Here is a 13,332-nt window from a genome sequence, read left to right as displayed (position 1 = left end):
GAAGTACAAATGCTTCGGCCGAAGCATTCAATGCAAAAATTAAAGCCTTTAGGGCACAGTTTAGAGGTGTTAAAAATGTAGAATTCTTTCTTTACAGATTAATTACAATTTTTGCATAAACACAACAATTGAGATTGATCCATAATATTACAAAAAAAGTGGTTGGTTGTTATAAATTAAAATCCAAAACCTATAAATCCAAGTTCTTTTTATAATAAAAAAAAGCCCGATTTAAAGAAATCGGGCTTTTGATATAAATTTTAATGAAGCTTATTTAGCTTTATTTACTTTTTCAATGTATTTTTCTAAAGCCATCGTCATAGACGGGGTTTCTGGAGCAGGCGCTGCAATGTCTATGCGTAGGCCTTTTTCTTCAGCAGCTTTAAGTGTGGTATCTCCAAATACGGCTATTCGTGTATCGTTTTGCTTAAAATCTGGGAAATTATGGAATAAAGAATCAATTCCCGAAGGGCTAAAGAATACTAAAATATCATAATATACATCAGCTAAATCAGATAAATCGGAAATAACAGTTTTATAAAAAATAGCTTGCTTCCAATTCACACCTAAGGCATCTAAAGCAGTTGGCACTTCGTCATTAACTTTATCTGTATTTGGCAACAAAAACTTTTCGTCTTTATATTTTTTAATAAGGGGTGATAACTCAGAAAAAGTACGTTTACCAACATAAATTTTACGTTTTCTGTAAACCACATATTTTTGAAGGTAAAAAGCAACGGCCTCAGATAAACAGAAGTATTTCATGCTATCTGGTACTTTAAAGCGCATTTCTTCTGCAACTCTAAAAAAGTGATCAATGGCATTTCTACTAGTTAAAATAATAGCAGTGTAATTATTTAAATCAACTTTTTGTTGTCTTATTTCTTTTGCAGATACGCCTTCAACATGAATAAATGGTCTGAAATCAATTTTTACCTTTTGTTTTTCTATTAAATCAAAGTAAGGCGAGTTTTCTATTTTAGGTTCTGGTTGAGATACTAAAATGGTTTTCACTTTCATAAGCGCAAGTCGTTTGTTATTCTATTTTGGAATGATTGCTTTGTATAAAATTATACAAGGTGCGATTTCAAGTGCGCAAAGATATAAAATAAAATAGAAGAAGTTGTATTTTATTAAATTTTGATGGGCTTTAAGAGAAGTGAAAAGACCTATTAAGACTACAATAAATAATAAGGTAACAGTTACGTAAAAAAAGGTTAACGTTGGTTTAAAACTGTACAGCAATAAAGCGTTCATGGGAATTAGTACAATACCCAAATAGTTTTTATAGCTTATTTTTTGAAATAGATATTGGTCTATCATATCATCCATTTCAAAAAGGCTACCAATAAGCCGTTCCAAAAGTACTTTTATTAAAATGTAAATACAGATGCCAAATGATATTTTAAACATTATTTCTGGTGATATGGTATTGCTTTTTGTGAAAAATTTATAGCAAATAAAAGCCAGAAGCGAAACGGAAATGATAAGGTTGGTAAAGAGTAAAGCGTCAAATTTATCGAAAAACTTTTGCTCTCTCGAATAAATTTTAAGGTACTTTGAGTTTCCTAAAACAGTTGTAAAATCATGAAACCGTTTGGGAGAGGTAGCCTTTGCTGCAGCAACAATAAAAAGGCCTGCCATTAATAAAATGGTAAAAAAATCGTTTGATATTGTTTCCCTTAACATAGTGTAAAATTATTATAAAAATATTAGATGGTGGATTAATTATTAAGGAATATTTAAAATAAATAAACGCCTAATAATGTACATTTGCTGAAATTAAACACAATTTTCAATAAAAGAAAAGCATGACTGATACGATTGTTATCATTCCAACGTACAATGAAATTGAGAATATTGAGGCTATCGTTAGAGCGATTTTTTCTCAATCTGATGACATACATGTGCTTGTTGTGGATGATAATTCACCCGATTTTACGGGATTAAAAGTACAGGAACTTCAAAAAGAATTCCCGAAAAGGTTGTTTTTAGAAGTAAGAGAGGTGAAATCGGGATTAGGAACGGCCTATATTCATGGGTTTAAATGGAGTTTAAAAAAAAACTACCAGTATATTTTTGAAATGGATGCCGATTTTTCGCATGATCCAAAAGATTTAGTTAAATTACACCATGCCTGCCATGCAGATGGTGCCGATGTGTCTATTGGTTCGCGTTACGCAACAGGTGTAAATGTTGTAAATTGGCCTATGAGTCGGGTTTTAATGTCGTATTTTGCATCCCATTACGTGCGAATAATTACAGGTATGAAAATACATGATACTACAGCTGGTTTTGTTTGTTACAAGCGCATTGTATTGGAAACTTTGAATTTGGATAAAATTAAATTTATAGGTTATGCATTTCAAATTGAAATGAAATTTAAAGCATATTTGAAAAAATTTAAAATAGTAGAAGTGCCGGTAATTTTTACTGATAGAACCTTAGGTCAATCAAAATTAAGTTCAGGTATCATATCTGAAGCTATTTTTGGTGTTATTTCTATGAAAATAAACAGTTTATTTAAAAAGTAGACACAAATTATGAAGCAAAAAACAATACTTATAAAAAACGCACACATTGTAAATGAAGGCGTTATTTTTAATGGAGATATATTAATAGAAGGAGAGTATATAAAAGAAATAAGCGAATCCATTAGTGCAAAATCCTCGGATGTGTTTGTAATTGACGCAGAAGGGAAATATTTGTTGCCAGGCGCCATTGATGATCAGGTGCATTTTAGAGAGCCTGGGTTAACTGAAAAGGCGACTATTGAAACCGAATCAAGAGCAGCAATCGCTGGAGGTATTACCTCATTTATTGAAATGCCTAATACCAATCCGCAAACTACAACCATTGAAAAATTAGAGAAGAAATTTGAAATAGCAGCTAAAACATCATCTGCCAACTATTCGTTTATGTTTGGTGGTACAAATGATAATTTAGATGAAATTTTAAAGGTCGATGCCAATAACGTTGCTGGTTTAAAATTGTTTTTAGGGTCTTCAACAGGAAATATGTTGGTTGATGACGCGGCAGTCTTAGAAAAAATATTCAAAAGTACAAAGTTGCTGATTTCGGTTCACTGTGAAGATGAAGCAACCATCCAAAAGAATTTTCAAGAACATTTTGATAAATTTGGAGATGATATTCCTGTAAAATACCATCCCATCATTAGAAGTGAAGAAGCTTGTTATTTATCCTCTTCAAAAGCTATAAAATTAGCAGAAAAAACAGGTGCAAGACTGCATGTGTTTCATTTATCTACAGGAAAAGAAACGAGTTTATTTAGCAATAAAATTCCTTTAAAAGACAAAAAAATTACAGCTGAAGTTTGCATTCATCATCTGTGGTTTACTGATGCTGATTATGATAAAAAAGGCACTTTAATTAAATGGAATCCTGCTGTAAAAACGGAGACTGACAGGGATCAACTTTGGGAAGCTTTATTAGATGATAGGATTGATGTTATTGCAACAGACCATGCGCCTCATACCGCAGCAGAAAAGAAAAACGTATATACCAAAGCGCCTTCAGGTGGGCCGTTAGTGCAACATGCGCTGCCAGCTATGCTGGAAATGCATCATAAAGGCAAAATTTCAATCGAGAAAATCGTTGAAAAAATGTGTCATAATCCGGCTATTTTATTTCAAGTTGAAAAACGTGGCTTTATAAAAGAAGGTTTTTATGCCGATTTAGTTTTAGTTGATTTGAATAATCCATGGACCGTTAAAAAAGAAAATATATTGTATAAATGTGGTTGGTCGCCGTTTGAAGGAACAACCTTCAAATCTAGAATTACACATACCTTTGTAAATGGTGGTTTAGTGTATCAAAATTCTAAATTTAGTGAAGCTAAAACAGCAAAAAGATTAACTTTTACTAGATAATGATTAAAAGACAACTCATATTTTTTTGTATTCTATTGCTTATGATATCTTGTGGGTTTGGAGGTCCTGATAAACCAAAAAACCTGATTTCTAAAAGTGATATGGTTAAAATTTTGATAGATGCCAAATTAATTGGGTCGGCAACTATTACTAACAAAAATGCCATGGAAGCCCGAGGACTAAAAATTGAAAGTTATGTTTTTGAAAAATATGGTATCGATAGTTTGCAATTTGCACAAAGTAATAATTACTATGCTTACCACTTAAGCGAATACGAAGAAATATATACTATGGTAACCGATAGCCTAGAGAAGCTTAAAAAGGATTTAAAGGCCTTGGAAGCCAAGGAAGAAAAAGAGTTGAAGAAACAAAAGGAAGATTCAATAAACGCTTTAAAAGAGAACGATACTTTAAAAAGCGATACTTTAAAAGTTGATAAGAAAAAGGAGCTTATTAAAATAAAGGAATTAAAAAAGAAGAAGTTGGATGAAAACGAAGCTGTTTTAATTACACCTGTTTCTGATAAAGAGCGCCAACTTCATAAATAGTTTTTTCTACAGACTTAAAATCAAAGTTCAACGTAACTTTAAGTTTGTTGCTACTATAATAGGTCTCAGATTTTAATGAAGAGGTCAGGTTTTTTGTAAGTTGCCTACGTTTTCCTGTTAGTTTATGGACCAACCAATCCAATCTCCAAGCGAAGCTTAACAACATAGGGCTTGCTAATTTTTTAGGTTTTTTTGTATTAACAGATTGCGCTAAGGTCTGTAAAAACTGTTTATACGTCCAGTTTTCGGCTACTAAAACAAAATTTTCGTTGGTAATATCACTATTCATAAGGGTGATCATTATAGCAGTAACATCTGCTACATCAATAAGTCCAATGGTACCTGATGTATAATATTTAAAACCTTTATGTGCTTTTTTAAATAAGCTTCCAGATCCATATTGCCAAATACCAGCTCCCAAAATCACCCCCGGATTTACAATTACGGCATTTACACCTTCTTGGGTTCCGCGCCAAACTTCCATTTCGGCACCATATTTAGTAATGGCGTAAACATTGTTGTCATCTTCGGGGTTCCAAGCGGTTTTTTCAGTAATCTGTTTGTTAGTAATTGGCTTTCCTAATGTGGCAATGGAACTTACATAACATAATTTTTTTATGTTTTCTGAAATACAAAAGTTAACAATATTGGCAGTTCCTTCAATATTAGTTTTTCTTAAAAAATGGTATTTATTAGGTTCAAAAGATACAAATGCAGCACAGTGGTAAACATGAGATATATTTTTAAAAGCTTCGGTTAACGAAGGGATGTCTAAAATATCTGCCTGAATCCATTCTATGGTATTAAAGAGGGATTCGTAGTTTTCAGTATATGTTGCGAAAACTTGCTTAACTAAATCTAGTTTGTGTTCGCTTCTATAAATGGCTCTAACCCTTTCCTTATTTTTTGCAAGCTTGTAAAGTAAATGCGAACCTACCAAGCCAGTACCTCCTGTTACTAAAATCATGTTTCAAAAATAGCAAATTTTAGTTTAGCGGCAGTTTTCGGCTGTAGATTTCATATTTGAGTTTTATCTGGCCTAATTTGTGTCATTTTTTGAACATTTAAAGTTTAAAAATGGAGGAATTATACATTGATTTTTATCTTTGCCTTGGTTTAAATAAAAACAGGAATAATGATAAAGAATTTTGTTGAAGAATTAACATGGCGTGGGATGATACAAGATAGCATGCCGGGTGTTGAAGAACACTTAATGGAAGCCATGCGATTAGCTTATGTGGGGATTGATCCTACGGCCGATTCGTTGCACATTGGACATTTGGTAGGGGTTATGGGACTTAAACATTTTCAATTATCAGGACATAAACCTATAGCCTTGGTTGGAGGTGCAACGGGTATGATTGGTGATCCTTCAGGGAAATCGGCCGAGCGTAATTTGTTGACTGAAGATATACTTAGACACAATCAAAATGCTATTAAAGAACAATTATCTCGTTTTTTAGATTTTGATAGCGACGCTGAAAATGCTGCTCTTATTGTGAATAATTACGATTGGATGAAGAATTTTTCATTCTTAGAATTTATACGAGATGTAGGAAAGCATATTACTGTAAATTATATGATGGCTAAAGATTCGGTTAAAAAGCGTTTGTCTTCAGAGTCTTCTGTGGGAATGAGTTTTACCGAATTTACATACCAATTAGTACAAGGTTACGATTTTTTACATTTATATAGAGATAAACAATGTACGCTTCAAATGGGAGGAAGCGACCAGTGGGGAAATATCACTACAGGTACGGAATTAATAAGAAGAGTTGATGCCGGAAAAGGATACGCCCTAACATGGCCGTTAATTACAAAAGCCGATGGCACTAAATTTGGTAAAACAGAAGGTGGCAATATTTGGTTAGATGCCGAGAGAACCTCGCCTTATAAATTTTACCAATATTGGTTAAATACTAGCGATGTTGATGCCGAAAAATATATTAAAATCTTTACTTTCTTAACTCGTGAAGAAGTTGAAAATTTAATTAAAGAGCATAATGAAGCACCGCATTTACGTGTACTGCAAAAGCGTTTGGCAGAAGAAATAACCACGATGGTTCATTCTAAAGAGGAGTTAGATAATGCTATTAAAGCCAGTGAGATACTTTTTGGAAACTCTACAGGTGATGATTTGAAACTACTAAACGAGAAAACATTCTTAGAGGTTTTTGATGGTGTGCCATTAACAGATGTTTCCAAAGAAGATGTTGATAACGGATTGAATATTATCGCAGCTCTGGCTGAAAAAGGAGGGTTTTTAAAATCGAATGGTGAGGCACGTAGAGCATTAAAGGAAAACTCCATTTCTGTGAATAAAGAAAAGGTTCAAGAAGATTATAATATTACGACATCGGACCTTATAAACAACAAATTTGTACTATTACAACGTGGTAAAAAGAACTATTTTGTTCTTAGAATGGTATAAAAAAAGATAAGCCTGATGAGAACATCAGGCTTATTAAATAACCAACCAACCAAAAAAAAGTAATTATTCTTTTTCATAGTTATTGTATTAGTCGCTATACTGTTTGTAAACTTACACCCAAGTATACGTTTTTTTAAAGTACCATTAAATTACAGCCGCGTATATCAGAATTATCAAAACGGCCAATAATTTCAAACGACTGGTTTTCGAAAACCCGACCTAAATCCTGAGTAGCAATAAACGAACAGGAGTTAATATTTGCTAAATCAACCACGTTAATTCCGCCTGCCCTTCCTTTAGGTAGAATGCTTAAGGCGTCTTCCGTATCTCGGGTTAAAATACGCATCCAACTAGGGCAATTAAAAACACCGTTACCTTTAGAGTAGCCTTGGCTTAATAATTCGGTCATGCCATATTCACTATGTATCGCTTCAACACCAAAACCTTGTTTTAATTGTTTGTGCAATTCTTCTCGAATTAATTCTTTTCTACGTCCTTTCATACCTCCTGTTTCCATAATAACACTGTGTTTTAGGTTAAATTGATGTGTTTCAATCAAATCTAATAACGCAAAGGAAACTCCAATAAGTAGCACTTTTTTTTCTTGTGAATCTAAACGAATTAGAGTGTCTTTAAGTTCTAAAAGGTTGTTCAAATAAAATCCACTTTCAGGATGATTGGATTGTTTAATAAAATCTTCAACCATATAAATTAATGAAGAACCTTCACGTTCCAAATACGAAGGAAGCAATGCTAAAACAACATACTCTTCCACCGCACCATAAAATTGCATGAACCCCTTTCGGAAGCTTTCTTGGTAAATTTCCAAATTGGTAACTAAATGTTTACTTGTTATACTTCCAGTGGTTCCTGAGCTTGTAAAAGTAGTTTGAACAGCTTCTTTGGAACTTAAAACATCATGAGATTTAAAAAACTGAATGGGTAAAAAAGGGATGTCATCAATTGTATTTACATCGCTAGGGTGTTTGTATAATAAATCGCAAAAAGAACGATATACACGATTTTTTTCAAACTGAAATTTAAAAACTTTTAAGGCTAAGTCGTTAAATTCATTTTCAGTTTTTATATTAAAAATGGCGTTTGTGTCAATCATAAAACAAAAGTAGATAAAATAAAAAAACGCTACCAAAAGGTAACGTTTAAAATTTATAATAATGATTACGTTTTACCTAATCACTAATTTTCTGGTTTCACTTATATTATCTTCGGTAATTTTCAAAATATACACCCCTTTGTTCAAATTGGAAATGTTTAACTCTTTTCCAGTAAGAACTGTTGTGAATATTTGTTTGCCTAAAACATCGAAAAACTCAATTTTTTTGGCAAAATTACGTCTTGATGTAATAAATATATGGGTTTTACCGTTACTTATAGGGTTAGGGTAAATGGATAAATCTTCTATATTTTGCTGCACAGAATTGCTGTTAGCATTATTTTGACTAAACCCTAGTTGGGTAGTAAAAAAAGCTAATGCAAAAAAGAAGATTAGATAGTAGTGTTTCTTCATAAATTCTGTTTAACGGAATAAAGATACTAATTATCCGCAAAAGTGATGCCAAAAAATTGTTAAAGATGGGTGTTTTTGGTTGAAAGTTTAAATTATGGTATCCAGTTTGTTACCTAAATGTTATTAATGCTATATTCTTACAAAAATTACAAGGGATTATTGTTAATAGTTTTATCTTTACTTAACGAAACGAAATTTCGTTGTTTTTAGTGATGAAAAATAAAGATATCAAAATACTATTAGTAGATGATGAACCAGATATTTTAGAAATAGTTGGTTATAATTTATCAAGTGAAGGCTACCAGATTATTACGGCTGAAAATGGCATTGAAGGTGTTAAGAAAGCAAAAAAAGAACTGCCTAATTTGATTATCATAGACGTTATGATGCCAGAAATGGATGGTATTGAAGCTTGTGAACTTATCAGAAAAAATCCCGATTTGCAAAATACATTAGTGGTGTTTTTAACCGCAAGGGGTGAAGACTACTCGCAAGTTGCAGGTTTTGATGCAGGCGCTGATGATTATATTACCAAACCTATTAAGCCAAAGGTTTTGGTAAGCAAAGTAAAAGCTTTACTACGTCGATTTAAAGAAGAAGATGTTGCCGATTCATTCAAAATAGGAAGTTTAGAGATAAATCGCGATGAATATAAAATAACGTCAAAAGGCAAAGAAATAATTTTACCTAGAAAAGAATTTGAATTACTATCTTTATTGGCGTCAAAACCAGGAAAAGTTTTTAAGCGCGATGAAATTCTTGATGCTGTTTGGGGTAACGAAGTTGTAGTTGGAGGAAGAACGATTGATGTACATATCCGTAAACTGCGAGAAAAGATTGGAGATGATAGTTTTAAAACAATAAAAGGAGTTGGCTATAAGTTTGTAGATTAATGCAGCCAAAATTTAAAAAGTCTTATCATTTTGCGATAAAAACAGCGCTCTATATTACTGTATTCATAACGCTCTTATTGAGTGTTTTTTTATACAGTTTTTACCAGCCAACTGTTTGGCATATCTTGTTGTTTGCAGTTGTAACATGTCTTTTTTCTTTTGCTATTGTTCAATTTCGTGTAGAGCGCTTTATATACCGGCGCGTTAAAAAAATATACGACGACCTTACACTGCTAGAATCCACAAGTATCAATAAAGGAACTATTACTACCGATATGCAAACGCTAACTCAAGAAATTGATAAGTTTGCACGCGATAAAAAAATTGAAATAGAAACCCTTAAAGTTCGAGAACAGTATAGAAAAGAATTTTTAGGCAACGTATCTCACGAATTAAAAACACCTTTGTTTACGGTTCAAGGGTATATACTTACGTTGCTTGATGGCGCCATGGATGACAAAAATTTAAGGGAGAAATATTTAGAGCGCGCAAGTAAAGGTGTAGAACGCCTAGGATACATTATTAAAGATTTAGATATGATTACCAAACTAGAGGTTGGTGATTTAAGTTTAAATATTGAAACCTTTGATATTGTAGAGTTAGTTAAGAATGTGTTCGATATGCTTGAAATGAAGGCAAACAAGAAGAAAATAACCCTTACTTACGATATTATTTACCCAAAACCAATCATGGTGAAGGCAGACAAAGAACGCATTCAGCAGGTTTTAGCAAATTTAGTGGTGAATTCTATTAAATACGGACGTGAAAAAGGCACCACCGAAGTGAGTATTGAAAACCTAATAAAAAATAAGGTTATTGTTAGAGTAACCGATAATGGAGAAGGCATCGAGAAAACTCACCATAAACGTTTGTTCGAGCGTTTTTATAGGGTAGATAAAAGTGGCTCTCGTAAAGAAGGTGGCTCTGGCTTAGGGCTTTCCATAGTAAAGCACATTATAGAAGCGCATAATGAGAAGATTTATGTGGAAAGCGAATTTGGTGTAGGTAGTGAGTTTTCGTTTACCTTAGAAAAGGCTAAATAAGGTTTTAAAATCGGTTTCAAAATCTAACGATTGTAAGCCTTCAAAATCTGCAGTCTTTTTAAGTTGGTCTATAGAAAATTCATCTTGTTTACAACTAGGTGCTAGTTTCAATTCCGTTAAACGTTTTGCTAAGTATTCCTGTTCAAACTGTCCAGGTGTTGGTATAAAAAAAGCTTTTTTGTTTAGTTTTGCCAAATCCATAATAGTTGTATAACCAGACCTGCAAATAACCAAATCACTTTCATTTATTGTTTTTTCTAGTTGGGCAGAGGTCATAAAATTATATATGGTTATGTTGTTTGAAACTTGTTTGGTTTGCTCTTGTTCCATTATACCTTTTATAAAAATAATGCTGCCCGAATAGTGTTTTAATTCAGCTAGAAGTTTGTTTTCTAATAACTTACGTTGTGGTTCGGGGCCTGAAAGTACAACAAGCAAGGTATTCAATGTGGTTGTAGTTTTCTTTTCAAACCGACTTAACGGTCCAATATACTTGGTAGCGATTTTGTAAGTTTTAGGATGCCCCAGCTGTCCGCTTAAATTAATAGGTCCCTCAACGTCTGGAACCCAACAAACATCAAAATTTTGTATAAATTTTCTATGTGCTTTAGTGCTAATCCATGTGGTGTTGCCACTTAAAACTTTTAATTGATGTGTTACATAAACGGAAGGAACTTTATTACTATAAACACCTAATCGGTTATCTGAAATGATGCCTGAAATTCCCTGTTTGTCTACAATCCTTTTTGTTACTTCTCTTTCAGCTTTAATAGCATTTGCAACGTTCAGGGAGTTTAAAAGAAGTTTGAATTTTAAAAACTTACCGTTTTTTGTATAAGTGATGTTGTATGATGGTAATTCAAAAAAGCATAATTCCGGAAACTCTTTTTTTAAAAGCATTAAAGCAGCGCCATCACTAGCAATAACAGGCTCAAAATTCTGTAAAATTAAGGCCTTTATAATCGGGATAGAGCGTGTTGCATGACCCAGTCCCCAGTTTAAAGGCGCTACTAAAATGCGTTTTTTCATCTGTATTTATTATGGCGTTACCACAAGGGTCGGGCTTTTCGCTTTATCTTTTTAAAAGGTGAATTTCAATAAATATTATGTGGTAATCAGTAAAAAAATGCCATCGAATGGTGTCTTCCAGTCCACTTTTAAAAAGGATATCGCTGCAATCCCTAACGCAACTTTAAAGTAAATTCAAAGATAAGAATATATGTGCTTAGTTATATTTCCTTAATTTTACCAAATTATTTTAAAAATTACCCGTGGGAAGCAAGAATAAACAGAGACGATTTAGAGAGAATGAAACCTTTAATAATGTATACCAACCAACAAGGGATGAGTTGGTAAATAGCGAATACCCATTAAAAGGCCAATGGAATAAAGAGGTGTTTAAAAATGATAACCCCTTAGTATTGGAGTTAGGTTGTGGTAAAGGAGAGTATTCGGTAGCCTTGGCAAAAAAGTATCCTAACAAAAATTTTATAGGAATCGACATTAAAGGGGCTCGTTTTTGGCGAGGAGCCAAAACGGCAGTAGAAGAAAATATTTCTAATGTTGCCTTCTTACGTACGCAAATTGAATTAATAGATCATGCCTTTGCAGAAGCAGAGGTAGATGAAATCTGGATAACCTTTCCGGATCCACAAATTAAATACAAACGAACGAAGCATCGTATGACCAATGCTGAGTTTTTAAAGCGTTACAAAACCATTTTAAAAGCAGATGGTGTGGTAAACCTTAAAACCGATAGCGAGTTTATGCATGGTTACACGCTGGGGTTATTACATGGTGCAGGGCATGAGGTTTTATATGCTAATCATAATGTATATAAACAAGAAGGAAGTCCAGAGGAAGTAACTAGTATACAAACTTTTTACGAATCGCAGTATTTAGAACTAAACAAACCAATAACTTATATTAAGTTTAAAATAAAATAAGTTTGGACATAACAGTTATCTTTTTATTAGGCTTAATAGTGGCTTTGCTTGGTGTAATTCCACCAGGATTGCTAAACATGACGGCTGCTAAAATAAGCTTAAAGGAAGGACCTGTAAGAGGTGTTATGTTTTCAATTGGGGTTTGTATTGTTGTTATAGCACAAACATATTTGGCGGCCATTTTTGCTAGGCAATTGAGTAATCATTTAGAGATTGTAGATGTGCTTCAACGCGTTGCATTCGTTATTTTTGTACTTATCACCATATACTTTTTATTTATCGCTAAAAAGGAGCCTGTGGAAGTTGAAGAACCCGCGCGATGGAGTAAAAAAGGCAGATTTTTTCAAGGTGTGTTTTTGTCAAGCATTAATATATTTCCAATTCCTTATCAGGCTTATATGACCATTACGTTGGCATCATTTAATTTATTAGATTTTAGCCAGATTAGTATCATCTCTTATGTAGCTGGTGCAGCTATGGGTACCTTTGTAATGCTTTATATTTATATGTTTTTCTTCGACAAAATAAAAGGTAAATCCATTACATCTCAAAAAAGTATGAACTATCTTATTGGTAGTATCACAGCTATTATTTCCATAATAACATTAATCAATATTATTAAAGAAATGTAGGAAATGAAGCAGGAAACGCTTAGTTTTTTTGATAAAGTTTATGAAGTTGTAAAACAGATTCCCTACGGTCGTGTAACTAGTTATGGAGCAATTGCATGTTATTTGGGTGCAGCACGTAGTGCACGTATGGTTGGTTACGCAATGAATGGGTCTCATAATAAAGAGGTGCCTGCCCACCGGGTTGTAAATCGTAAAGGTTTATTAACGGGTAAACATCATTTTGAAGGAACTAACTTGATGCAACAGTTATTGGAAAGTGAAGGTGTTGAGGTGGTAAACAATCAAATTCAAAATTTTGAAATTGTTTATTGGGATCCTTCAAAAGAATTATAAATATTTATTTTTCAATTAAATATTCAATCATTCCATTATCTCATACAAAATATTATCATAAAAACTTATAACTTAAGTCATTTGTCTT

Annotated in this window: 16 protein-coding genes; 10 read left to right on the top strand and 6 right to left on the bottom strand. The window is 32.9% G+C overall.

The annotated features are described in order from the left end of the window. A partial coding sequence (locus ABYI63_RS05720) for a transposase (RefSeq protein WP_372754367.1) occupies nucleotides 1–119 on the top strand: 119 nt, incomplete at its 5' end. A gap of 151 nt (nucleotides 120–270) precedes the next feature. On the opposite strand, the gene ABYI63_RS05715 is transcribed toward ABYI63_RS05720, so the two are convergent. Together ABYI63_RS05715 and ABYI63_RS05710 are read right to left on the bottom strand one after the other, a co-directional pair. After that, the gene (locus ABYI63_RS05715; protein WP_372754365.1) at nucleotides 271–1,020 is read right to left on the bottom strand and encodes a uroporphyrinogen-III synthase; all 750 of its coding nucleotides are present in this window, start codon (nucleotides 1,018–1,020) and stop codon (nucleotides 271–273) included. A gap of 21 nt (nucleotides 1,021–1,041) precedes the next feature. Beyond that, nucleotides 1,042–1,689 (bottom strand): DUF4271 domain-containing protein, encoded by a 648-nt coding sequence (locus ABYI63_RS05710; RefSeq protein WP_372754363.1) that lies wholly within the window; start codon nucleotides 1,687–1,689, stop codon nucleotides 1,042–1,044. A gap of 122 nt (nucleotides 1,690–1,811) precedes the next feature. Between ABYI63_RS05710 and ABYI63_RS05705 the strand changes: the two genes are divergently transcribed. From ABYI63_RS05705 to ABYI63_RS05695, 3 genes are read left to right on the top strand one after another with little or no spacing between them, the layout of a single operon-like run. Continuing rightward, the gene (locus ABYI63_RS05705) at nucleotides 1,812–2,534 is read left to right on the top strand and encodes a polyprenol monophosphomannose synthase (protein ID WP_372754361.1); all 723 of its coding nucleotides are present in this window, start codon (nucleotides 1,812–1,814) and stop codon (nucleotides 2,532–2,534) included. A 9-nt stretch (nucleotides 2,535–2,543) separates the two neighbouring features. Then, nucleotides 2,544–3,890, top strand: a complete 1,347-nt coding sequence (locus tag ABYI63_RS05700) for a dihydroorotase (RefSeq protein ID WP_372754359.1) — start codon at nucleotides 2,544–2,546, stop codon at nucleotides 3,888–3,890. Between the two features lie 41 nt (nucleotides 3,891–3,931). Then, complete coding sequence (locus tag ABYI63_RS05695) at nucleotides 3,932–4,438, top strand: DUF4296 domain-containing protein (protein WP_372754357.1); 507 nt, start codon at nucleotides 3,932–3,934, stop codon at nucleotides 4,436–4,438. Here ABYI63_RS05695 and ABYI63_RS05690 read toward each other — a convergent pair. Next, entirely contained in the window at nucleotides 4,398–5,405 is a 1,008-nt protein-coding gene (locus ABYI63_RS05690; protein ID WP_372754354.1) for an NAD-dependent epimerase/dehydratase family protein, read from the bottom strand. The two genes, ABYI63_RS05695 and ABYI63_RS05690, sit on opposite strands and share 41 nt — an antisense overlap. 168 nt (nucleotides 5,406–5,573) lie before the next feature. On the opposite strand from ABYI63_RS05690, the gene tyrS reads away from it, so the two are divergent. Beyond that, nucleotides 5,574–6,869, top strand: coding sequence for a tyrosine--tRNA ligase (gene tyrS, locus ABYI63_RS05685; protein WP_372754352.1), 1,296 nt, complete (start codon nucleotides 5,574–5,576; stop codon nucleotides 6,867–6,869). Nucleotides 6,870–7,002: 133 nt separating this feature from the next. Here tyrS and ABYI63_RS05680 read toward each other — a convergent pair whose 3' ends face one another. After that, the gene (locus tag ABYI63_RS05680) at nucleotides 7,003–7,983 is read right to left on the bottom strand and encodes an acyl transferase (protein WP_372754350.1); all 981 of its coding nucleotides are present in this window, start codon (nucleotides 7,981–7,983) and stop codon (nucleotides 7,003–7,005) included. Nucleotides 7,984–8,055: 72 nt separating this feature from the next. Next, nucleotides 8,056–8,397, bottom strand: coding sequence for a T9SS type A sorting domain-containing protein (locus ABYI63_RS05675; RefSeq protein WP_372754347.1), 342 nt, complete (start codon nucleotides 8,395–8,397; stop codon nucleotides 8,056–8,058). A gap of 212 nt (nucleotides 8,398–8,609) precedes the next feature. Here ABYI63_RS05675 and ABYI63_RS05670 point away from each other — a divergent pair, with 212 nt between their 5' ends. Both ABYI63_RS05670 and ABYI63_RS05665 read left to right on the top strand, forming a co-directional pair. After that, nucleotides 8,610–9,290 (top strand): response regulator transcription factor, encoded by a 681-nt coding sequence (locus ABYI63_RS05670; RefSeq protein ID WP_372754345.1) that lies wholly within the window; start codon nucleotides 8,610–8,612, stop codon nucleotides 9,288–9,290. After that, nucleotides 9,290–10,333 (top strand): sensor histidine kinase, encoded by a 1,044-nt coding sequence (locus tag ABYI63_RS05665; RefSeq protein ID WP_372754343.1) that lies wholly within the window; start codon nucleotides 9,290–9,292, stop codon nucleotides 10,331–10,333. Before ABYI63_RS05670 ends, ABYI63_RS05665 begins: the two co-directional genes overlap by 1 nt. On the opposite strand, the gene ABYI63_RS05660 is transcribed toward ABYI63_RS05665, so the two are convergent. Then, nucleotides 10,316–11,362 (bottom strand): glycosyltransferase, encoded by a 1,047-nt coding sequence (locus ABYI63_RS05660; protein ID WP_372754341.1) that lies wholly within the window; start codon nucleotides 11,360–11,362, stop codon nucleotides 10,316–10,318. The genes ABYI63_RS05665 and ABYI63_RS05660 overlap by 18 nt on opposite strands. Nucleotides 11,363–11,604: 242 nt before the next feature. Here ABYI63_RS05660 and trmB point away from each other — a divergent pair, with 242 nt between their 5' ends. The 3 genes from trmB to ABYI63_RS05645 are packed head-to-tail and all read left to right on the top strand — an operon-like array spanning nucleotide 11,605 to nucleotide 13,244. Further along, nucleotides 11,605–12,279: a tRNA (guanosine(46)-N7)-methyltransferase TrmB gene (gene trmB, locus ABYI63_RS05655; RefSeq protein ID WP_372754339.1), complete on the top strand. Its 675-nt coding sequence runs from the start codon at nucleotides 11,605–11,607 to the stop codon at nucleotides 12,277–12,279. 2 nt (nucleotides 12,280–12,281) lie between these two features. Then, on the top strand, nucleotides 12,282–12,911 hold the full coding sequence (locus ABYI63_RS05650) for a lysine transporter LysE (RefSeq protein ID WP_372754337.1): 630 nt from the start codon (nucleotides 12,282–12,284) through the stop codon (nucleotides 12,909–12,911). A 3-nt stretch (nucleotides 12,912–12,914) separates the two neighbouring features. Continuing rightward, entirely contained in the window at nucleotides 12,915–13,244 is a 330-nt protein-coding gene (locus ABYI63_RS05645) for an MGMT family protein (protein WP_372754335.1), read from the top strand. Nucleotides 13,245–13,332 lie beyond the last annotated feature (88 nt).

It is taken from the genome of Mariniflexile sp. (assembly GCF_041583155.1).
GTDB lineage: Bacteria > Bacteroidota > Bacteroidia > Flavobacteriales > Flavobacteriaceae > Mariniflexile.
The sequence above is the reverse complement of the archived record's forward strand: the minus strand, read 5'-3'. Positions and strand labels throughout refer to the sequence as shown.

What these genes read in the sequence shown, in the direction of transcription:
- ABYI63_RS05715 (WP_372754365.1), bottom strand. Translation starts at nt 1,020, where the DNA reads ATGAAAGTGAAAACCATTTTAGTATCTCAACCAGAACCTAAAATAGAA.
- ABYI63_RS05710 (WP_372754363.1), bottom strand. Translation starts at nt 1,689, where the DNA reads ATGTTAAGGGAAACAATATCAAACGATTTTTTTACCATTTTATTAATG.
- ABYI63_RS05705 (WP_372754361.1), top strand. Translation starts at nt 1,812, where the DNA reads ATGACTGATACGATTGTTATCATTCCAACGTACAATGAAATTGAGAAT.
- ABYI63_RS05700 (WP_372754359.1), top strand. Translation starts at nt 2,544, where the DNA reads ATGAAGCAAAAAACAATACTTATAAAAAACGCACACATTGTAAATGAA.
- ABYI63_RS05695 (WP_372754357.1), top strand. Translation starts at nt 3,932, where the DNA reads ATGATATCTTGTGGGTTTGGAGGTCCTGATAAACCAAAAAACCTGATT.
- ABYI63_RS05690 (WP_372754354.1), bottom strand. Translation starts at nt 5,405, where the DNA reads ATGATTTTAGTAACAGGAGGTACTGGCTTGGTAGGTTCGCATTTACTT.
- tyrS (WP_372754352.1), top strand. Translation starts at nt 5,574, where the DNA reads ATGATAAAGAATTTTGTTGAAGAATTAACATGGCGTGGGATGATACAA.
- ABYI63_RS05680 (WP_372754350.1), bottom strand. Translation starts at nt 7,983, where the DNA reads ATGATTGACACAAACGCCATTTTTAATATAAAAACTGAAAATGAATTT.
- ABYI63_RS05675 (WP_372754347.1), bottom strand. Translation starts at nt 8,397, where the DNA reads ATGAAGAAACACTACTATCTAATCTTCTTTTTTGCATTAGCTTTTTTT.
- ABYI63_RS05670 (WP_372754345.1), top strand. Translation starts at nt 8,610, where the DNA reads ATGAAAAATAAAGATATCAAAATACTATTAGTAGATGATGAACCAGAT.
- ABYI63_RS05665 (WP_372754343.1), top strand. Translation starts at nt 9,290, where the DNA reads ATGCAGCCAAAATTTAAAAAGTCTTATCATTTTGCGATAAAAACAGCG.
- ABYI63_RS05660 (WP_372754341.1), bottom strand. Translation starts at nt 11,362, where the DNA reads ATGAAAAAACGCATTTTAGTAGCGCCTTTAAACTGGGGACTGGGTCAT.
- ABYI63_RS05645 (WP_372754335.1), top strand. Translation starts at nt 12,915, where the DNA reads ATGAAGCAGGAAACGCTTAGTTTTTTTGATAAAGTTTATGAAGTTGTA.